General features: G+C 63.7%; 18 protein-coding genes and 1 pseudogene. 4 read left to right on the top strand and 15 right to left on the bottom strand.

Annotation, left to right across the window (positions count from 1 at the left end; genetic code table 11):
* Nucleotides 1-12: 12 nt before the first annotated feature.
* From ACNJYB_RS08750 to ACNJYB_RS08730, 5 genes are read right to left on the bottom strand one after another with little or no spacing between them, the layout of a single operon-like run.
* Entirely contained in the window at nucleotides 13-1,143 is a 1,131-nt protein-coding gene (locus tag ACNJYB_RS08750) for an acyl-CoA dehydrogenase family protein (protein ID WP_439373569.1), read from the bottom strand.
* A gap of 22 nt (nucleotides 1,144-1,165) precedes the next feature.
* Nucleotides 1,166-2,347: an acyl-CoA dehydrogenase family protein gene (locus ACNJYB_RS08745; protein ID WP_439373568.1), complete on the bottom strand. Its 1,182-nt coding sequence runs from the start codon at nucleotides 2,345-2,347 to the stop codon at nucleotides 1,166-1,168.
* A gap of 11 nt (nucleotides 2,348-2,358) precedes the next feature.
* Nucleotides 2,359-3,096 carry an SDR family oxidoreductase gene (locus tag ACNJYB_RS08740; protein ID WP_439373567.1) on the bottom strand — a complete coding sequence of 246 codons (738 nt, stop codon included), beginning with the start codon at nucleotides 3,094-3,096 and terminating at the stop codon, nucleotides 2,359-2,361.
* Between the two features lie 45 nt (nucleotides 3,097-3,141).
* Nucleotides 3,142-4,689 (bottom strand): class I adenylate-forming enzyme family protein, encoded by a 1,548-nt coding sequence (locus ACNJYB_RS08735; RefSeq protein WP_439373566.1) that lies wholly within the window; start codon nucleotides 4,687-4,689, stop codon nucleotides 3,142-3,144.
* A gap of 60 nt (nucleotides 4,690-4,749) precedes the next feature.
* Complete coding sequence (locus tag ACNJYB_RS08730) at nucleotides 4,750-5,388, bottom strand: 2-hydroxychromene-2-carboxylate isomerase (protein WP_439373565.1); 639 nt, start codon at nucleotides 5,386-5,388, stop codon at nucleotides 4,750-4,752.
* Between the two features lie 205 nt (nucleotides 5,389-5,593).
* Between ACNJYB_RS08730 and ACNJYB_RS08725 the strand changes: the two genes are divergently transcribed.
* Nucleotides 5,594-6,091 carry a winged helix-turn-helix transcriptional regulator gene (locus tag ACNJYB_RS08725; protein ID WP_439373564.1) on the top strand — a complete coding sequence of 166 codons (498 nt, stop codon included), beginning with the start codon at nucleotides 5,594-5,596 and terminating at the stop codon, nucleotides 6,089-6,091.
* 155 nt (nucleotides 6,092-6,246) lie between these two features.
* Here ACNJYB_RS08725 and ACNJYB_RS08720 read toward each other — a convergent pair whose 3' ends face one another.
* The 10 genes and pseudogenes from ACNJYB_RS08720 to nagA form a co-directional block, all read right to left on the bottom strand.
* A complete protein-coding gene (locus ACNJYB_RS08720; RefSeq protein WP_439373563.1) occupies nucleotides 6,247-6,924 on the bottom strand; it encodes an RraA family protein in 678 nt (225 codons plus the stop codon).
* Between the two features lie 36 nt (nucleotides 6,925-6,960).
* Nucleotides 6,961-7,920 carry an amidohydrolase family protein gene (locus ACNJYB_RS08715; protein WP_439373562.1) on the bottom strand — a complete coding sequence of 320 codons (960 nt, stop codon included), beginning with the start codon at nucleotides 7,918-7,920 and terminating at the stop codon, nucleotides 6,961-6,963.
* A pseudogene (locus ACNJYB_RS08710) lies at nucleotides 7,917-9,232 on the bottom strand (MFS transporter). The gene ACNJYB_RS08715 and the pseudogene ACNJYB_RS08710 overlap by 4 nt, the downstream one beginning before the upstream one ends.
* Nucleotides 9,233-9,281: 49 nt before the next feature.
* Nucleotides 9,282-10,196 carry a DUF1932 domain-containing protein gene (locus ACNJYB_RS08705; RefSeq protein WP_439373561.1) on the bottom strand — a complete coding sequence of 305 codons (915 nt, stop codon included), beginning with the start codon at nucleotides 10,194-10,196 and terminating at the stop codon, nucleotides 9,282-9,284.
* Between the two features lie 3 nt (nucleotides 10,197-10,199).
* A complete protein-coding gene (locus ACNJYB_RS08700) occupies nucleotides 10,200-11,564 on the bottom strand; it encodes an MFS transporter (RefSeq protein WP_439373560.1) in 1,365 nt (454 codons plus the stop codon).
* A 488-nt stretch (nucleotides 11,565-12,052) separates the two neighbouring features.
* Nucleotides 12,053-12,976 (bottom strand): SMP-30/gluconolactonase/LRE family protein, encoded by a 924-nt coding sequence (locus ACNJYB_RS08695; RefSeq protein ID WP_439373559.1) that lies wholly within the window; start codon nucleotides 12,974-12,976, stop codon nucleotides 12,053-12,055.
* Nucleotides 12,973-13,920: an amidohydrolase family protein gene (locus tag ACNJYB_RS08690; RefSeq protein ID WP_439373558.1), complete on the bottom strand. Its 948-nt coding sequence runs from the start codon at nucleotides 13,918-13,920 to the stop codon at nucleotides 12,973-12,975. The genes ACNJYB_RS08695 and ACNJYB_RS08690 overlap by 4 nt, the downstream gene beginning before the upstream one ends.
* A gap of 86 nt (nucleotides 13,921-14,006) precedes the next feature.
* Nucleotides 14,007-14,756 (bottom strand): IclR family transcriptional regulator, encoded by a 750-nt coding sequence (locus ACNJYB_RS08685; RefSeq protein ID WP_439373557.1) that lies wholly within the window; start codon nucleotides 14,754-14,756, stop codon nucleotides 14,007-14,009.
* Between the two features lie 177 nt (nucleotides 14,757-14,933).
* Nucleotides 14,934-16,166 carry an aspartate kinase gene (locus tag ACNJYB_RS08680; protein WP_439373556.1) on the bottom strand — a complete coding sequence of 411 codons (1,233 nt, stop codon included), beginning with the start codon at nucleotides 16,164-16,166 and terminating at the stop codon, nucleotides 14,934-14,936.
* Nucleotides 16,167-17,345, bottom strand: a complete 1,179-nt coding sequence (gene nagA, locus ACNJYB_RS08675) for an N-acetylglucosamine-6-phosphate deacetylase (RefSeq protein ID WP_439373555.1) — start codon at nucleotides 17,343-17,345, stop codon at nucleotides 16,167-16,169. It abuts the gene before it with no gap.
* Nucleotides 17,346-17,463: 118 nt separating this feature from the next.
* Here nagA and ACNJYB_RS08670 point away from each other — a divergent pair, with 118 nt between their 5' ends.
* Genes ACNJYB_RS08670 through ACNJYB_RS08660 form a run of 3 tightly spaced genes read left to right on the top strand, consistent with a single transcriptional unit; the run spans nucleotide 17,464 to nucleotide 20,373 of the window.
* On the top strand, nucleotides 17,464-18,387 hold the full coding sequence (locus ACNJYB_RS08670; RefSeq protein WP_439373554.1) for a BadF/BadG/BcrA/BcrD ATPase family protein: 924 nt from the start codon (nucleotides 17,464-17,466) through the stop codon (nucleotides 18,385-18,387).
* Nucleotides 18,388-18,406: 19 nt separating this feature from the next.
* Nucleotides 18,407-19,363, top strand: coding sequence for an N-acetylmuramic acid 6-phosphate etherase (locus ACNJYB_RS08665; protein WP_439373553.1), 957 nt, complete (start codon nucleotides 18,407-18,409; stop codon nucleotides 19,361-19,363).
* On the top strand, nucleotides 19,360-20,373 hold the full coding sequence (locus ACNJYB_RS08660; protein ID WP_439373552.1) for an SIS domain-containing protein: 1,014 nt from the start codon (nucleotides 19,360-19,362) through the stop codon (nucleotides 20,371-20,373). Before ACNJYB_RS08665 ends, ACNJYB_RS08660 begins: the two co-directional genes overlap by 4 nt.
* Nucleotides 20,374-20,399 lie beyond the last annotated feature (26 nt).

Genomic DNA, 20,399 nt, shown 5'->3' with positions numbered 1-20,399 from the left:
TGCCTCTCTGTCTCAGGCGGCCGCGTCGAGCTGCGCATAACGCAGCACGTGGTAGGCGGGATCGCCGAACTGGATGTTGATGGAGGAAATCCGCTTGAAATAATGTCCGACATTCAATTCGTCGGTCATGCCCATGCCGCCATGCAGCTGCACTGCCTGGTCGGCGATGAACTTGCCGGCATAACCGATCTTCGACTTGGCGCCCGAGGCGAGCCGCGAGACGGCGGGCTCGCCTGCATCCAGGCTCAGCGTGAGATGCTGCATCAGCGACAGCGCTTCCTGATGCGCGATGAACATGTCGACCATCCGATGCTGCAGCACCTGGAACGAGCCGATCGTCGTGCCGAACTGCTTGCGGGTCTTGGAATAGTCCAGCGTTGCGGCATTCAGTTCGGACATCGCACCGACCGCCTCGGCGCAGAGCGCGCCGATGGCACGGTCGCGGCAGGCTTCCAGCGCGGCTATCCCCTCGCCTTCCTCACCCAGCAATTGGCCGGTGACGCCACGCAGGCTGATCTCCGCCGCGCGGCGGCCATCGATCGTCTTGAAGCTTTGCAGATCGAGGTTGGTGGCACGGCGATCGACCACGAAGAGGCTGACGCCCCCGCGATCGCGCTGCTGGCCGGAGGTGCGCGCCGAAACGATCAGAAAGTCCGCCCAGGGCGCGGCGATGACTGCGGTCTTCTCGCCGGTCAACACATAGTCGTTTCCCTGTCGCCGTGCCGCGGTGGTGACGTTGGCGAGATCGAAGCGCGAGTTCTTTTCGGTCCAGGCGAGCGCCCAGGTCCCGGTGCCGGCGATGATGCCCGGAATGAACGCCTGTTTCTGTGCGGCGGATCCGACGCGCTCGAGCAGGCCGCCGGCGAGCACAACGGTCTCGACGAAGGGCTCGACTACGAGATGACGGCCGAACTCCTGCATGACGATCATGGTCGACAGCGCGCCGCCGCCGAGACCGCCGACGTCCTCGGAGAACGGCGCCGCCAGCAAGCCTAGCTCGGCAAAGGTGTGCCGTTGCTCGCGGCTGTACCCCTCCTCGCTCGCGAGGATCCTGCGGCGCGCATCAAAATCGTACTGATCGCGCAGCAGACGCTGAACGCTTGATCGCAGTAGCTCCTGCTCTTCCGTGAACTGGATATCCATCCGATTTCCTGTCTGTCGATCGCTAGAGGCCGAGCACCGCTTTTGCGATGATGTTGCGCTGGATCTCGTTCGATCCGCCGTAGATGGAGAGCTTGCGCGAGTTGAGGTACTTCTCCGATGCGGTGTGGCCGTAGTCCGGTCCCGGCATGAAGTGATTGGCGCTGACGGGATGCTCGCGGATGGCCAGCCCGTAATTGCCGATTGCGCGATGCGTCAGCTCGGTGATGTCCTGGAATATCTCGGTGCCACGGATCTTGAACAGCGAGGCCGCGGGTCCCGGATCGATGCCGCGGGCCATTTGAGCAACGACGCGCAGCTCGGTCGCTTCCAGCGCCAGCACATCGAGCTCGATGCGGGCGATGTCCCTGACAAATTCGATATGGGCCGGATCGTCTGCGGGAATCTCCGCCTTCACGATCTTCTTCAGCTTGTCGATATAGCGCGTCGAGCGGCCGATGCCGGCCATGCTGGTGCGCTCGTTGCCGAGCAGGAATTTGGCGTAGGTCCAGCCCTTGTTTTCCTCGCCGATCAGGTTTTCGACGGGAACCCGGACGTTTTCCAGGAAGACGTCATTGACCTCATGGGAGCCGTCGATGGTGATGATCGGACGCACGGTGACGCCCGGCGACTTCATGTCGATCAACAGGAAGGAGATGCCGGACTGCGGCTTTGCGGTCGGATCGGTCCGCACCAGGCAGAAGATCCAGTCGGCATGCTGCGCCAGCGTGGTCCAGGTCTTGTGGCCGTTGACGATGTAGTGGTCGCCGTCGCGCACCGCCTTGGTGCGTACGGTGGCGAGATCCGAGCCCGAGCCGGGTTCCGAATAGCCCTGGCACCACCAGTCCTCGCCCGAGAGGATGCGGGGAAGAAACCTCTTCTTCTGCGCCTCATTGCCGAACGTATAGATGACGGGGCCGACCATGGTGACGCTGAATGCCAAAGGCGGCATGGTGCCGGCGCGCGTGGTCTCCTGCTCGAAGATGAAGCGGCGGGTGATGGACCAGCCGGGCCCGCCATAGTCCTTGGGCCAGAGCGGCGCGATCCAGCCCTTCCTATGAAGGATGCGATGCCATAGAAGCATCTGCTCCTTGGAAAGGTCGGTCTCCGGATTGGGAACGCGCATTTCAGCCGGATAATTGTCCTTGATGAATGCACGGACTTCGTCGCGAAAGGCCGCATCGTCCGGGGATAGCGCGAGCTCCATCGGGGCGATCCCTACCACTTCTCGCCGAATGGACGAATCTCGAGCTCAAACGTCCAGGCGCTCTTTGGCTGCTGGTAGAGCTGCCAGTAGGACGCGGCCACCGACGCTGGCGGCATCAGCAGGTCCGGATTGTCGAGCGCATTGGGGCCGAGCGCTTCAAGCCGGCGCTGCCGCACCCATTCGGTATCGACGCCGGAGTCGATGATGAGATGCGCGACATGGATGTTCTTCGGCCCGAGTTCGCGCGCCATCGCCTGTGCGACGGCTCGCAGGCCGAACTTCGCGCTGGCGAAGGCGGCATAGCCGGAGCCGCCGCGCAAGCTCGCAGTCGCGCCGGTGAAGAAGATGTTGCCCTCACCACGCGGCAGCATCAGCCGTGCCGCCTCGCGGCCGGCAAGGAAGCCCGAATAGCAGGCCATTTCCCAGACTTTTCGGAACACCCGCTCGGTGGTCTCCAAGATCGGGAAATTGACGTTAGCGCCGATGTTGAAGATACAGACTTCGAGCGGCGCGTGCTTGTCCGCGTCGTTCAGGAAGGAGATGATCTCCTCCTCCTTGCGCGCATCAAGCGAGCGGGCGTGGATCTCGCCGCCGGCAGCCTCGATATCCTTGACCAAGGGCGCAAGCTTGTCGCCATTGCGGCGGCCGGCGAACACCGTGAAGCCTTCGGAGGCGAATTTCTTGGCAATCTCGCCGCCGATAAAGTCACCGGCACCGATCACCGCAACCGTCCTGTTTCTCTTCTGCATGGGACTTCTCCAGCCTCGTGAGATGTTGAAGCGATTTCGCCCGCCTCAATTGCGGAGCGATTCCGCGAGCTTGTGCTTCAGGAGCTTACCAGTCGACGTGGCCGGCAGCGCGTCCATGAGGATGATCTCGGACGGTCGCTTGTAGGAGGTGAGCTCAGGCGCGACATGCGCCATCACGTCTTGCGCCGTTGCCGAGGAGCCTTTGAGCAGCTGAACGAAGGCCACGATCTCTTCATTGCCTGGGACCGGCCGCCCGACCACGGCGCATTGCACCACGTCTGGATGCGTGCTCAGCACCGCCTCGATCTCGGCCGGATAGACGTTGAAGCCGGAGCGAATGATCATCTCCTTGGTGCGGCCAACGATGAACATCGCATCTCCCTCGAAGCGCGCGAGGTCGCCGGTGTTGAACCACCCGTCCGCGTCGATTGCTTTCGCCGTGAGGTCGGGCGCGCGATAATAGCCGCGCATCACATTTGGTCCGCGGACATGCAGTTCGCCGATGTCGCCGTTCGTCACGATGGCGCCGTCCCGGGCCACGATTCGGGCCTCGATACCCGGCACAAGGGTGCCGACCGAGTTGTCACTGCGCGGCGCCTCGGGCCGCACGCCGGAAATTCCGGGCGAGCATTCGGTGATGCCAAAGGCGTTGCCAAGCGGAAGACCGAGCTCCTTCTCGACCCTTGCCTTGAGCTCGAGGTCGAGCGGCGCGCCGGCGACGCTCATCAGGCGCAGTGCACCGCGCTCCAGCTTCGGCAGGCCTGCCGTCTGCTTGTATTCCAGCAGCCGCTGGTAGGTGGCGGGCACGCCGTTCAGGAGCGTGATGCCTTCCTCGGCCAGCGCCTTGGCAAGCGCAGCGGGGTTGTACTTGCTGACCAACCGGGTGACGCCACCGACCATCAGCGTCATCGTCAGCAGCGAGATGCCGACGATATGCGAGATCGGCAGCACGCAATACTGCACGTCGTCCGCCGTCATGCTGCGCAGATTGGCGGTGGTCCTCGCGGAAAACAGCAGGTTCCGATGCGTGAGCATGACCCCCTTCGGCGTTCCGGTCGTACCGGACGTGTAGATGAGCACCGCCACCTGGCGGGCGCCGTCGGCCTCGACCGGCTCGGCCTGCGTGTCCTGGTTCAGGGCAGACACGCCGATGCCGTGCAACGGCCCGACATCCTGCACCGGAGCGTCGTAACGGGCCGCATGCGCGGCTGCCTCTTCGGAGACCTTTGCCGTGAAGAACATGCGCCGGGCGCCGCTGTGATCCCTGATCTGATCGAGCTCACGTGGCGACAGCCGAGGGTTGGCGACGATCGCCCAGGCGTCCAGGCGGCTTGAGGCGAACAGCAGGCAGGCGAGCGCGATCGAGTTTTCGCTGACCAGCATCACGCGATCGCCGGCGCGGACGCCGAGCCCGCGGACCGCATCCGCCGTGGCACCAACCGCCCTGTCCAGTTCGCGATAGGTCATGGAAGCGTTGTCTTCGATCAGCGCCGTCCGGTCTGGCGTGGAAGCAACATAGGTGTCCATCACCTCATGGATGCGGTGCGGCAACGTCTTCGTGATCTCGGCTGCAGCCTGCTGCCAGTTCGCCAATGAAACCTCCCAATGAAAGGCCCTTTGCGGGCTCGGCTCGTTTTGGATGCCTCGGCGCGGTCAGGCGCTCTTGCGCTGCGCCGCGGCCGATTGCGCCAGGATTTCGTCCTCGACATCGCGCAGGCTGTCCTTGCCAAAGTAGATCTCCTCGCCGACGAAGAACGTCGGCGAGCCGAACGTGCCGCGCGCCACCGCGTTGGTCGTGTTCTCGATCAGCTTCTTCTTGACGTCGTCCTGCTGGGCGCGGGCGATGATGCGATCGATGTCCAGCCCCGATGACAGAAATGCGTCGCGGAAGACCTGCGGATCGTCCATCTTCTTGGGCTCCACCCACATGTGGTGGTAGGCGGCGCGGAAGTAGGGCTCGAACGCCCCCTCGAACTCCGCGGCAACCGCGCCGCGCATCAGCGCAAGCGTGTTCACCGGGAAGAACGGGTTCATCGTGAACTTGGTGATGTTGTGCCGGCGCAGGAAGCGCTGGGTCTCGCGCGCGTTGTATTCCGGCTTGTTCCTGATCCCGCGCAGCGACTCGGCGGGCGACAGGTTACCGGTCGCCTTGTAGACGCCGCCGAGCAGGACCGGCACGTATTCGAATTTGACGCCGGTTCGTTGCTCGATGCCGGGCAGCGCGAGCTCGGCGAGGTAAGCGTTGGGACTGCCGAAATCGAAATGAAACTCGACCTTGAGCGGAGCAGCCATGGAACGCCCTTCCCGTTGACGGCGGCGTTGCTCGCCACCCGATTGATCGTGCCGCAGCAATAAAGTTCTATTTTAGAACTGTCAATATGATGTTTATCATACAATGCGCGTGGCAGCGCGCGAATGCGAGCATCCCATTGATTTTCCGTCAGTTCTTATTTAGAATTTATTTGCAGTGCTGCGACGGCTTTGCTGGAGACGTCAAATGAAATGGGATACCCTCGAGGAGGAGCCATGCTCCCTCGCCCGCACCGTGGCGGTGATCGGTGACCGCTGGAGTCTCCTCATCCTGCGCGAATGTTTCTTGCGCGTCCGCAGATTTGATGACTTCCAGACCTCGCTCGGAATCACCCGACATCTGCTCGCCGATCGGCTGAAGAAATTTGTCCGCTTTGGCGTACTTCGCAAGATTCCGTACCAAGAGGCGCCGAAGCGCTACGAGTATATCCTCACGCAAAAGGGTCTCGATCTCTATCCGATCATCATGTCGATTGTGCACTGGGGCAACGTCCACATGGTCGATTCGCGCGGACGACCGCTGCTGCATGAACACAAGAACTGCCACAAGATGTTTGATCCTGTCATGGTCTGCTCCGAATGCGGCGAGCCGCTGACGGCGAAGGCAGTTCATGTTCATCCGGGCCCCGGCGCGAGACGGCCTTCGCCGACGAGCATCGGCGTTTCGGCGAAGAACGCGGGTTGACGTCCAACGTCTCAACAGCTGCAGGAAGGCAGGTCCGCTGGAGCGCCGTGCACCCGCACGGCATTCAGTTTTTCCTGAATGTTCGATCCCGGGTCGCCTCGATCATGCTCACATCCGAGGTGAGTATGATCGTGCGCCTCACGAAACTGACCTCTTCAATCCAGACCTTCGCAGTTCAGTTCGCGCAGCGTCCTGTCCACCCACGAAGCATCGTGCGTACCCGCCATGATGTTCGCAATCTGCTTCTGCTCAGCCTCGTACTTTGCTGTGGCAGCTTTCAGCACCTCACCCACGTCGTCAAACGGTACGCAGAGCATCCCGTCATCGTCTCCGATGATGAGGTCGCCGGACTCGATCACCATGCCATCGATCGCGATCGGAACGTTAATCTCGCCGGGTCCGTTCTTGTAAGGTCCGCGATGGGTGACGCCTGCTGCGAACACGGGAAAGTCCTGGCCCCGAATGAAGCCGGCGTCCCGAACCGCACCATCGATAACGATGCCTGCAAGCCCGCTCTTGATGATCCTCGTGAGCATCATTTCGCCGATCAGCGCATTGGTGAGATCGCCCCCAGCATCGACCACGATGACATCGCCGGGTTCGGCGAGTGCCATCGCCTTGTGGATCATCAGATTGTCGCCTGGCCGCGTCTTGACGGTGAGCGCCACGCCCGCCATTCCCCCGGTCCGATGCATCGGCCGAACCCGCGCTCCTGCGGCCGTCATCCGGGACATGCCGTCGCTGACGTTTGCAACCGGCAAGCGAGCATAGCGTTCGACGATCTCGGTAGCCACTTTTCTTTGCCGCTTCAGAATTCTGAACCCTACGGACATGCGTTACCTTTCTCTGTTTCCCTGAGCATCGAAGCCCTAGAAGCCGAACAGTTCGGTGGGATTGTCGACCAGGATGCGCTGGCGCGTTTTTTCGTCCGGTGCCCAGTCTGCAAGGAGATCGAGCAACAGGGCATCGTCGGGCTTGGCGCCGCGTTGCGTCGGATGCGGCCAGTCGGTGCCCCACAAGGCGCGCTCCGGCACAGCCTTGACATAGGCGCGAGCGACTTCGCTGGAGTCGGCATAGGGCGGACCGAGCTTGGAGTCCTCATAAGGTTCGGTCACCTTCACCCAGGTACGGCCCTCATCCAGCATACGGCGAACCGCTGAGAACGCCGGATGCTTGAGGCCGTCCGGCTGCGGGATCCGCCCGAGATGGTCGATCACCACCCTGGTGGGAAGCGAGCGGATGACGCTCTCATGGGTGACGATCTGATCGCCCGTCATCAGGATCTGCACGTGCCAGCCGAGCGGCCTCACGCGTTTTGCGAGCGTGGTCAGCATTTCCGGTGTAGTCGTTCCCCAAGTCTGGGGAGAAACGAAATTGACGCGGATGGCGCGAACGCCGGCCTCGGCGAGCGTCCGCAATTCCGCATCCTTGACCTCGGTATCGACGACGGCAACGCCGCGCGACGCGGCGCCCAGTTGTCCAAGCGCATCCACGAGACACCGGTTGTCGATACCATAGGTCGATGGCTGCACCACCACACTCCTGCTGGTACCGAGCCGGCGCTGCAGCGATCGATAATCCGCGACGGTCGCACCGGGCGGAAAGCCCTGGCGCCAGTGCGACGAGACGGGAAACCGCTCATCATAGATGTGGTGGTGGCAGTCGCACGCGCCCGCGGGCGCATCCAGGCGCGGCGGCGCGGATCCGGTGCTGTTGGGGACCGCCTGCTCAACTCCGGCGGCCCACGCGCCCGTGCTGGCCGCCAGCATGCCGGCGAGAACCCCGCGTCGCGTGATGCCGTGCTTTTGTCGCTTGCTGCGCGGGCTCATGATTTCACCGCCACCATGTCTGCTGCACGCGCGGCGCTACGTCCAAGTACAAGAACGCAAACTGCAGCGACGCCGCAGAGCAGCGCGAGAGGCAACATCCCCAGCACGAAGCTACCCGACCATTCCTTGACCACGCCGACCACGTTCACCATCAGCCCGCCACCGATCAGATTGGCAATCGCGTTGATCCCGGCGAGGCCCGCTGCAAGCGTACTCGCCGATAGCCAGCTTGCCGAAAGCGCCCAGAACGGACCCTTGAAGGCGTACGCACCCACCAGACAGCACGTGACCATGATGATCGTCGGCACGACCGCGGTTCCTGTAACGCCGTGAAGCCGCCGGCGGCGAGCAGGAGCGGGATAGCCGTGTGCCAACGGCGCTCCCCCGACCTGTCAGAATGACGTCCCCACAGCACCATGAGCACGGTCGCGATGCCGTAGGGAATGGCATTGACAAAGCCGGTCTGCAGGTTCGTGAGGCCGAACGACTTGAGCAGTTGCGGTTGCCAGACCGACAACACGCTGCCGGTAGCCGAGGCGCCGGAACAGACCAGGGCCATGACCAGGAAATACTTGTTGGTGGCGAGTTGCCAGAGCGAGAGATGTCCGACCGGCTTGCGCGCGGCAGCCTCCGCCTCCATGCGGCCCGTCAGCCATTCCCGCTGCGCGACGGTGAGCCAGGACGCCTCCGCCGGCCTGTCGGTCAGGACGAACAGGCACGCAAAGCCCAGCAGAACGGTCGGCAGACCTTCCAGGATGAACAGCCACTGCCAGCCGCGCATGCCGAGCATACCGTCCAGTTCGAGCAGGCCGACCGAAAGCGGAGACCCCAGGAAAGTGGCGAGCGGTATCGACACGGTGAACGTCGCCAGGATGCGCGCCCGATATTGCGACGGCAGCCAATAGGTCAAATAGAGGATGGCGCCGGGAAAAAAGCCGGCCTCCGCCGCACCGAGGAGGAAGCGCATGGCGTAGAGCGAGTACGGACCGACCACGAAGGCCATGCACGCGGTGATCAGTCCCCAGGTGATCATGATACGTGCGATCCAGCGCCGCGCGCCGACCTTTTGCAGCGCCAGATTGCTCGGCACTTCCACGAGGAAGTAGGAGACGAAGAACAGGCTGGCGGCAAAACCGAACATCGCCGGCGTGAGCCCGAGATCCTTGTTCATCTGCAGTGCCGCGAAGCCGACATTGACGCGATCGAGCAGCGCAAAGAAGTAGCAGATCATCAGGAACGGCACGAGGCGCAGGATCACCCTGCGCATCGTCACCTTCTCGATGTCTTCGGCATCAGTTCGAGCGGCCGTCACGTTTCTCTCCCTGTTCTGTTACTTGGTTGCCGTTTCTGTTGTCTTGGCTCTATTCCGCCGCCTTGGCTCCGGCCTGCGTCTTGGCCACGATCGCATCGATGGCGATCTTGTAGTTTTCGGGCACGACGCCCTTGAAGTGGTCCTTCAGGCCGAGGCTGTCCTTCCAGCGCAGCCGCGCCGCCGTCGCGCGCGCCATCAACGGCTCGATTCCCGCATCCGCGACCGCCTCGGCAGCCATCTCGACCTCTTCGGTCCGCCGCTTGGCATGGATCACGCCGGAGGGCGTCAGGCTCTCGACGGTATCCATGAAGGGACGGGTCAGCGTCTTCGAGGCCGAAGCCAGCACCGTCTCATCCAGACCATAGGATCGGGCGGCTAGCAGCGTCTCGTCGATCAGGGCCTCGATGCCCTTGATCAGGACGGAGCGAAGGATCTTGATTCCCGACGCCGTGCCGAGCTTCTCGCCGGCGAATTCGATGCTCATGCCCCAGGGCACGAGCAGATCGACGACACGCTGTCCCGCGGGACCGCTCGACATCATGTGCATTGAATAGCCGTTCTTCGGCGTCCCCATGATGGAGCCGTCCCCGAGTGTGGCGCCCGTCTTGGCGAGCCGCTCGGCCACGCCGTATTTCACCTTCGGCGTGGCGGAGGCGAAGTCGAGGAAGGTGTGGCGGCCATCGAGCACAGGTGCGAACGCCTCTGCGCTTTCGAGCGACGAAGAGCCAGGCGTCACGCTGAAGATCAGCTCGGCCGCGTCAGCTAGTTCCTGGTTGGACTTGACGAGGGTGACGCCTGCCGCCTTGGCGCGGCTCTGGATCAGATCGGCATAGGGGCCGTCGAAAGCGTACTTGTCGTAGCAGAAGATCTGCTGCAGGCCGGCTCCACGGAGCCCCTTGCCCAACGTGCTGCCGATCTCGCCATAGCCGACCAGACCGAGACGAAACTGCTGCTTGTCGCTCATTTTTCAAATTCCTTTCGATAGAGGTGTGATCGAGCTGGTGCGACCGTCGGCCGTCCCCGCCTGTCGCTGCAAGCTGATGCCGACCACCCGGATCAGGATGGCGGCGAGAGTGAGAAAGGCGGCCACCGAGATCAGGGCCCAAGAGAAACTGTCGGTCGATTGCCGGATCACGCCGATGAGATAGGGACCGACGAAGCCGCCGAGATTGCCGATCGAGACGATCATCGCGAGGCCGCCAGCTGCGGCGCTGCCGGTCAGGAAGCTCGACGGGATCGGCCAGAAGGTCGACTGGTAACACATGATCCCGATCACGGCGCCGCAGAGCGCGAGGATCGAGATCAGCGCGGACGATGTCGCGTAACCGCAGAGAAGCAACGAGGCTGCGCCGACGAGCAGCGCGGATGCCACGAACCAGCTCCTTTCACCTCCCTTGTCCGACAGGCGGGCCCACAACATCATGGCGATGGCGCCGCAAATATAGGGAACGGCCGCGATGAAGCCGACGGCGACAACGCCAAAGCCGAGGCCTTTGATGATCTGCGGCATCCATAGACCGAGGCCGACAGAGCCTATGATGGCGCAGAAGTTGACGACAGCGCAGACAAGAACCCGCCAATTGACGAAGGCATCCCTGAGCCGGGACGAGTGCTTGGCGGCAATTGCCGCCCGCTCGGCCGCGAGCACCTCGACCAGCCAGCGCCGCTCCTCCTCGCTCAACCACTTGGCCTGCTCTGGCTTGTCGGTGAGCGTGAAGAAGCACACGAAGCCAAGTAGCGTCGCCGGCAGTCCCTCGAGGATCAGCAGCCACTGCCAGCCATGCAGGCCGGCAAGACCGTCGAGGGTGAGCAGCGAACTCGAGATCGGCGCGCCGACGATGTTGGCAATCGGGATACCGAGCAGAAATGCTGCAGTCGCCCTGCCCCGAATGCGCGCCGGAAACCAGTAGGTGAAGTAGAGGAACACGCCGGGCGTGAAGCCGGCCTCGCCGAGCCCGAGCAGGAAGCGCATCAGGCCAAAACTCACGGGACCGGCCACGAACGCGGTGGCGGCCGAGATCAAGCCCCAGGTGATCAGGATACGGGCAATCCATTTGCGGGCGCCGATCGCCTGCAAGGCCAAGTTGCTCGGTACCTCTGCCAGGAAATAGCCGAAAAAGAACAGCCCCGCGCTCCAACCGAATTGGTAGGGCGAGATGCCGATGTCCTGGTTCATCGTGAGGCTGGCGATACCGACGTTGACCCGGTCGAGATAGGCGATGATGTAACAGAGCAGCAGGAACGGCACGATCCGCCACATGACCTTCGAGAGGATCTTCTCCTGCTCGGGCGTGAAGCTCGCGACAGCTGACGCGGCAGTGACACTGGCCATTGGTTTCCTCCAGAGCCGGTGTTTCCCCGGCCATGACGCCCCTTAACAAAAATAGAACGCCGTTGCAATTTTTTTTGAAACGGTATTTCATTTTGTAGAGACCGACGGCGGGCGCTTGCATCATCCGAACAGAGGCGCTCCCATGGAAAAATAGAGCGCCGGCCGTGAGTTACGGCTTCCGCCAGCCGGGAGGAACTGGATGCCGCCACGCGTATCCGATATGCGGGCCCCTGCTCCGCTGCATGGCGAGCCGGCCGCGGAGCGTCGGCTGCGGGGGGGCCGAAGGCGATTTGGCGCTGGCCCACGCGGATCGCGTCGTCTCGGCGACCGGCAATTCGATCTATCAGCTGCTTCCCAAGGCGTTTCCGCGCGGCGTCGACGACCTCGTTCGCATCGTGCGCGTCGTGGCCGCCCCGCTCGACGCTGAACTACCGCTCGGAATGGCATGTTGGCGGAGGCGTTGCTGGCTTGTCTGCGCCGCGCCTGACTTAGTCCGCGTGCGAGAACATCGGCAGGCCAGGCGTTTCGAGCTCGGCGCGCAGCAGCGTTCCGGTACGGCTTTCGGTGATGAAGAGGCTCTTTCGCTCCGGTCCGCCGAAGGCAAGGTTGGTGGTGCCGACGCCGGCGCATGAGACGATGCGGTCGAGCGGCTCGGCGAGTGGCGACAGCCGCCATATCGAGCCGAAGCCGGTGTGACAGACCAGGAGGTTACCGCCGTCGTCCAGTGCCAGCCCGTCAGGTCCGCCCGGACCGCCATGCAGATGCGAGAAGATGCCGACCTTGGTGGTGAGTCCACTCGCCGGCAGCGGCACGCGCCAGATCTGGTTGGCCCGCGTCACCGCAACCAGCAGAAAACTCTCCTCGGCGTCGACCACGATGCCGTTCGGGCTCGGGATGGTGTCGATCAGGCAGGTGAGACGGCCGTCGGGCGTCAGCTTCCAGACCCGGCCCGTGGGATCGTGCATCCCCGTCTGCCCCTGGTCGGTGAAATAAAGATTGCCTGACGGTGCGAAGACGAGATCGTTCACGCCCTTGAAGCTCTCGCTCGCGGCCGTTTCCAGGAACGGCGTCACGGTGCCGCTGGCCGGATCAAGCAGCATGATGCCGCGCTTATAGTCCGTGATGAAGACGCGGCCATCGCGATGAATCTTCAGTCCGTTCGGCCATCCTTCATACTCCGACACGAGCTCCCACTTTCCCTCTGGGGTGACCCGGAAGATGCGCCCGTAGGGAATGTCAGCGATGTAGAGCCGGCCCTGCCGATCGAATGAAGGTCCCTCGAGGAACGAATCGATCTCACGTCCACCCTGGTTGGCATCCGCCCAGGTCGTGCGGCGTGGTTTGCGAAACTGATCCGGAAGCCGCGTGAAGATGCTGGTTTCGATCCGGCGCGGCGGGTTGAAAAACGTCATGGGGCGACTTTCGGAAAGCCGTAGAGCTCGGCTGGGTTGTCGACGAGGATGCGCTTGAACGCGAGGTCGCTTCCTGCACATTGGGCAAAGAGATCGAACAGGCGCGCATCATCCGGCTTGCTGTCGCGCTCCGAGGGATGCGGCCAGTCACTGCCCCAGACCATCCGCTCCGGTGCAGCCCTCACGTAAGCTGCGGCAACGGCACCTGCGTCGGCGTAGTCCGGCGCGCCGTGCTTGCTGGACACGTAGGGACCCGACAGTTTGACCCAGGTCTTGCCGCGGTCGAGCAAGCCACGAACGATCTTGTAGGGAGCGCTCTCGACGCCACCCGGTTGCGGCACCTGCGCGAGATGATCAAACACGAGACGCCCGGGCAGAGAAGCCAGCAGGTCCGCATGGTCCTCGATCTGCTGGGGGCGCATGTTGATCTGGCAATGCCAGCCGAGATCGGCCAGCCGCGGCGCGAGTGGCTTGAGCGACTCCACCGTCAACACGCCGGGAAATCCGAGGTTGAAGCGAACGCCCCGAACACCTTGCTCGTCGAGCCGTCGCAGGTCGGCATCCGATACGTCCTCCGGCACGACCGCGACAACACGAAAGTTCTCCGCGCCCAGCGCCTGGCGTGAGGCGATTTGCAGCCGGTTGTCGGTACCATAGGTGGAGGGCTGGATGATGACGCCCCGCGTCGTGCCGATCCGGCGCTGGAGGGCGCGATAATCGTCGGGCAAGGCGTCCTCCGGCAGCAGGGTTGCACCCTTCATGACGGGGTAGGTCTTGTCATAGGTGTGGAAATGGCAGTCGGTGGAGCCTGCCGGCGCAAAGAAGCGCGGCTTCTCGGAACCGCTCGACCAGCGCACTCCCTCTGCCTGCGCCGCCGCGAGGTGCGGAACGAGTGATGCGCCTAGTCCAGCAAGGACAGTCCTGCGCGTGAGCGTTGCTGCCACGACGTTCGTCCTCCCATCGTCTGTTATGAAGGCTTATAGGCCGATGGCGGCGGACGCGGCAAGCAAAAATAGAACGACGTTTCGTTTCATGCGGTCAAACTGGACCGCTTTCGGGAGGCCTTTCCGGTGCCGGAGAGGGGGGGCCCGCCACACGCCAGGGTGAGCTTGGTGGCGGCCTCGACCAGCGCACCTTTCATCTGCTCCGCCCGCGCAGCCGTAAGGCGGCTGACCGGCCCTGAAATCGCCAGCGCCCCGACCAGGGAATCGCCGATGCCGAACACAGGCATGGCGAGCGCGGCGGCATGAGGATCGGTGACGCCGGAGCTGAAGAGCGGCAGTTCGTCGTCCGGACCGGGGACTCCGGACTCGTACCGACGAAGGGTCTGGGCGATGGCCGATTTATCCATCGGACGGGTGTCGCCCGGCTGCACGGTCATCCGAATGCGACTGGTGCTCTCCACCCGGAAAAGACACAGCCTCTCTTCGCCATTGCGAACGTAGAAGGACGTCGTCTCGCCGGTTCTCGCTGCGAGTTGCTCGAGCACGGGCATGACGTGATCGGAAAGACGAAACGCCTGTTGATAGGCCGTGCCGAGGCGCAACGTCTCTGCATCGAGCCGGTAAGAACCATCCGGCAAACGCGCGAGCAGCCGGTATTGTTGCAGCGACAAAGCAAGCCGCAGAATGGTGCTTTTGACAAGTCCGGTGCGCTCGGCCAACTCCGCCAAGCTCAAGGCACTGTCGCCTCGACGGAAGGCCGTTAACACCGCCAAAGCCCGTTCGGCTGCCGACACGCCCTTGAGTGCAGGCGGCTTTTTCTCGGTGTTCTTGGCCATCTCAAATCCTCTTCCTTGCAATCCTTACGTCATTCTTCTTGCAGGTAGAAGGGGTAGGCAAGTCAGCACCACATATGCAAAGCGAAGCGAGCGAAGGCTGCCACGCCGAAGGGCGAAGGCTGGTGACCGCCGCCGCGACCGGATTCCCAAGGAGCGATCTCGCAGACGGCTCTCGCGTCAGTTCGCGTTCGCGATGCTGCTCGGATCCTGGGCTTGCTGGACAAGCGCATGCAACGCTTTGACCGCGACATCCCGGTCCTCCACGGGCAGAAACAGGCTGACCGAATGCGGTGACAACACGTACCTGTCGGGGACAATCCCGTGAGCCCCAAGGACCTGCAATGCCCTGAACGGCAGTTCCGATGAGACGCCACCGAAGCAGGTGAGACTCACCGCACTCGAAGCTTCGCGCTGCTTGCGCAGATCGCCAGCGTGCTCCAGCGTGCGCAGCAAGGCATCCAGCCACTCAGTATCGCATGCCACCGTCATGCTGGTTTTTCCTGCGGCGAAGTGTGATGCAAGGAGCTGCGGCCACGACAGGCTGTTTTGCTTGAGATGCTGCGCGAGCTTCTCGAAACCGTGATTGAGATCCCTGGAATCGATTTCCACATGCTCAATGCGGGCTATCGAGTTGACGGCGAGAACCTTCCCGTTTTCCATGCCTGAAACCTCTTTCATCACTTGGGTACTGTGCTCGACGCCGCCCCATTGCTTGAGGACCAGAGGCACATCCTGACTGTGCGCCAGCTCTACGCTGCGAAAATGCAGGATCTTCGCACCCCAGAAGCACATCTCCGACAGGGATGCGAAGTCCACCTGCCGCAGGGGTCTTGCATCCGGCACAATGCGCGGATCGGCCGAACAAATTCCGTCGACCTCCTTGATGATTTCACAGCGTTCGGCTTTCAGCGCGGCGGCCATCGCGACGGCCGTGGTGTCGCTGCCGCCCCGGCCGAGCGTGGTGATTTCCCTGGTCGCCGGGTTCACGCCCTGGAATCCCGCCAGCACCACGACGCGTCCGCGATCGAGCTCCTCGAGCACGCGAATGGGCCGCACGTCCAGAATGCGTGCGGAGGAGTGGGAGTCGTCGGTCATCACGCCGGCTTGGCTGCCGGTGAAGCTGATCGCAGGCACGCCGAGATCGGAAAGCGCCATGCTCATCAGGGACATGCTGATGCGCTCACCCGTCGTCAGCAGCATGTCGAGCTCACGGCGGTTGGGAGCTGGGCTGACCTGATGAGCCATCTGAATCAACTGGTCGGTGGTCGTGCCCATGGCGGAGACGATCGCCACGACGCGGTGACCGCGGCCGTGCAGGTCGGCGAGACTGCGCGCAACCGCGCGAATCTTCGCCGGTGTCTCGAGGCAGACACCGCCGTATTTCTGCACGATGACGGGATGATTGCGCATCTAACCTCGCTCGAAAGCCTTGCTGGCCTCCCCCATCGCACCCCTACCGCCGATCCATGTGCCGACGACCTCAAAATTCGGATTGAAAGCGACAAGATCCGCGCGGTATCCCGGCGCGACGCGTCCAAGCTCGGCGTCAAGGCCCAGAAACGAAGCGGGTGTCCGGGACGCCATGATGAGGGCATCGACGAGAGAGATTCCGATGAGGGCAACAGCGTTGCGTACCGCCTCGATCATGGTGAGGTGAGCGCCTGCGAGTGTGCCGTCCGGGCCCGTCAGGCGCCCCTCGTGCAACGTGATCTCCCTGCCCTGGAGCATGAATTGCCGGCCGCTCGTTCCCGCCAATGGCATGGCATCGGTGACCAGCATCAATCGATCGCGCCCCTTGCAGCGGAAGGCAACACGCAAACCGACCCGGTCGACGTGGATGCCGTCGCAGATGATCCCTGCAAACAGCCGGTCATCCCCGAGCGCGGCGCCCACCAGGCCCGGCTCTCGGGCGTTCAACTGCGACATGGCATTGAACAGATGGGTCACCCCCGAGACACCGCGATCGACCGCCTCCCCAGTTTCGGCTGCGCTGGCGTCGCTGTGGCCCGCCGCGACACGCAATCCGGCGTCGATCAATTCATCGATCATGGACGCGGGCACGCATTCCGGGGCCAGGGTCACAATGGAGCGACCGCGGTGCCCGAAACTCTTGATGGCGGCGAGGTCGCGCCGATCGGGAACGCGTATCTCGGCGTCCGGGTGAATGCCCTTGCGGGACCTGTTGAGGGCCGGACCTTCCAGGTGAAAGCCGAGCACGCCGGGAATTTCGAGGCACGCCTCGGCTGTTGCAGCCAATCGTTCGATGACCTCGGTTCGATCGGAGATGAGGGTCGGCAAGCAGCCAGTAGTGCCAGCCGTGCGGTGCGCCTCGACGATACGGCGAACGCCGGCCTCGGTCGGCTGGTCGTTGAGAAGCACGCCCCCGCCTCCGTTCACCTGGATGTCGATGAATCCGGGTGCAAGGATCGCATCTCGGGGAAGGCGGATTGACGCCCCCGCGGCCTCGTCGAAGCTGATGCTTTCAATCCGTCCCTGCGCGATCCTGACCGACCCCGGCCCGCGCATGTCGATGCCATCAAAGATGTGCTCGGCAGCAATCGTGAGAGCGGCAGAACCAGCGTGGTCCATCTGTATCGATCCGGGAATGGCCGTCACGGACTCGTGAGGCGAGTCTCGCACAGGAGTTCATATGTACGCCAGAGGGAGCTTGTGCGGACCCCAAGCGAAACCTTCGCGTTAACTTTCCATGGGAACAAAAGGTACCACGTATCTCGGCATTGATGGCGGCGGAACCCGCTGCCGCGCCCGGATCGAGGACGAAAACGGCAAGGCGCTCGGAGAAGCGAGCTCGGGGCCGGCCACGACGCGGATCGGCGTGGACAAGGCCTGGCGGTCCATCATGGAGGCGACCGAAGCGGCGGCCGCACGGGCCGGACTGAGCCGCGAGGATTTCGCCCAAATGCACGCCGGAATCGGCCTTGCCGGCATCGGCCGCCGGGGCGCGAAAGCGGCGCTCAGCGAGATCGCGCATCCCTTTGCGTCCGTTAGCTTGATCAGCGACGGCCTCGCGGCCTGTCTTGGCGCCCATAGCGGGGCGGACGGAGCCATCGTCGTGGCCGGCACAGGCTCGGTCGGTGTCGGCCTGGTCGACGGCCGCGAGGTCCGTCTCGCCGGTTACGGTTTTCCAGTGTCGGACGAAGGCAGCGGCGCCGACATCGGCCTGCAGGTTGTCCGATTGGCGCTGCGGGCCGCCGATCGCCGCGGCGAGTTGACGCCATTGCTTTCAGAGGTGCTCGGCGCCTTCGATGATGATCCCTATCAGGCGGTGGCCTGGTCCGAACAAGCCAGAGCCGCAGACTACGCCGCATTCGCACCGATCGTGATGCGGCACGCAAATCGAGGCGATCCGGTCGGCCGCCGCATTGTCGAACGCGCGGCAGATGCCATTGGCGATCTGCTCGATCTATTCCTGGCGAGAGGAATCGACCGGCTCTCGCTGGTGGGCGGGCTCGCGGATGCCATCACGCCCTGGCTGACGCCCGACCTGCGCGCCCGCCTGAAGCGTCCTGACGGCGATGCGGCGGCCGGCGCGTTACTGGTGGCGCGAGGACGGCTCAAGCTACCCAGAATGGAAACCGAGCATGAGCCGGCTGCAAAGTTCCGCGTTTGATGGCGCATGGATCAACAATATGGCCACCGAAGAAGTCGATCCCCGCTTTGCCGATCTTGATGCATGGTCGCTGGCCACCGCGATGGAGGCGATGTGGGAGGGCCAGCTTGCGGCCGTCGCAGCGATCGGCCATGCCCTCCCCGCGATCACCGCGGCGACCGAAGCGGCCAAAGCGGCGCTCGGCGATCATGGTCGCCTTGTCTATGTCGGCGCCGGCACTTCGGGGCGCGTGGCGGTCCAGGACGGCGCCGAGCTGACGCCGACCTTCGCCTGGCCCAAAGAGCGCGTCCGCTTCGTCGTCGCCGGGGGAGACAGTGCCTTCGTCACCAGCATCGAGGGCGCCGAGGATGACATCGATGATGCGGTTGCGCAGATCAATGCGGCGCGGCTCACGGCGCATGATGTGGTGATTGCGGTCGCCGCCAGCGGGACGACGCCGTTCACGGTCGCGGCGCTGCAGCAGGCAGGCGCCTGCGGGGCCGTGATCATCGGTGTCGCCAACAATCCCGGCACCGCCCTGCTGGCGTCGGCCAGGTTTCCCATCCTGATCGAGACTGGCCGCGAGCTGATCGCCGGCTCCACGCGGATGAAGGCCGGCACTGCGCAGAAGGTCGTGCTCAACCTGATCTCCTCGGGAATCATGCTGCGTCTTGGCCGGGTGTATCGCGGCATGATGGTGAACATGCAGCCGACCAATGCCAAGCTGAAGCGGCGTGCCGAGGCGATGGTGGCGCAAATCGCCGGCTGCGATCCGTCGCACGCGGCACGCTCGCTCGAGCAGGCCGAAGGAGACGTCAAGACGGCAGTCCTTCTGGCGCTGGGCGTCGATAGGGCTGATGCCGAGACCATTCTGAGGGACGGCGATGGCAATCTCCGGCGCGTGTTTGCCGAGCTCGCCAGAGATCGGGACTCGCATCGTGACCGGCATCCCAAGGCACCGCCGGCACGAAAGCAGGGGGGAGCGGCCGAATCGTGACGACATCCGCGATGGCGAGTGAAATCCTGGAAAGCGCCGATACCGTCGCGAAAATCGTTCGTGGTCGTCCAGCCACCCGCGACATCGCGCAGCGAATCGAGATAGGCTCCGCCCCCCTGTGCGTCGTGTGTGGTCGGGGAAGCTCCGGGCATGCCGGAGTTTTCCTGAGATACCTTGTCGAGACGCGGCTTCGCCTTCCCGTTTCAGCGAGTGCTCCCTCGGTGGTCACGGCATTTCGCACACCCTTGATGCTGCGCGATGCGCTGTTCATCGTGATCTCGCAATCCGGGCGCAGCCCGGATCTCGTCGCAGCGACAAGGTCGGCGCGCGCTTCGGGCGCCCGCACCATTGCCATCGTCAATACGACCTCGTCGCCGGTGGCTGACGAAGCGGAGTTCGTCGTTCCGATCGAAGCCGGCCAGGAGCATTCAGTTGCGGCGACAAAGACCGTCATCGGCTCGATGGCCGCCGGTGCCGGACTGGTTGCCGAGCTGGCGCAAGATCGTGCGCTGCGGTCAGCCCTCGACCGGCTGCCCGAGCGCCTGCGCCCTGCGCTGGCGCTCGACTGGTCCGCGATTGCCGATGATCTCGTCAAGGCGTCGGCCGTGTTTGTGGCAGCTCGAGGCCTGGCCCTGGGGTCGGCGAGGGAGATCGCGCTCAAGCTTTCGGAAATCCTGCGCCTGCCCTCCATCGGCTTGAGCGCCGCCGAGCTGCAGCATGGGCCACGTGCCGCGCTGTCGTCGCGTACGCCGGTCCTCATGCTGCGCCTCATGGATGAAACTGCGGCCAGCGTGGACGCACTTGCGGAGGAGTTGCGCGAGCAGAAGTTCGCGCTGCATCTCTGCGGCGGACCGCATGGCTCGCTGCCCTGGCTGGCCGAGGATGACCCTGCCACCGACGCGATCACCATGCTCGTTCCGGCCTATCGAATGATCGAGCAGGCGGCACGCGCCCGCGGATTTGACCCGGATCGTCCCCCTCGCCTGAGCAAGATCACCGAGACGTTTTGACAGCTGATTGATCGCAGGCCTGGCGA

Source organism: Bradyrhizobium sp. SMVTL-02, assembly GCF_051853005.1.
In the GTDB taxonomy this organism is placed as follows: domain Bacteria; phylum Pseudomonadota; class Alphaproteobacteria; order Rhizobiales; family Xanthobacteraceae; genus Bradyrhizobium.
Note: the sequence above shows the minus strand (reverse complement) of the source record. Positions and strands in the feature narration are given on the sequence as shown.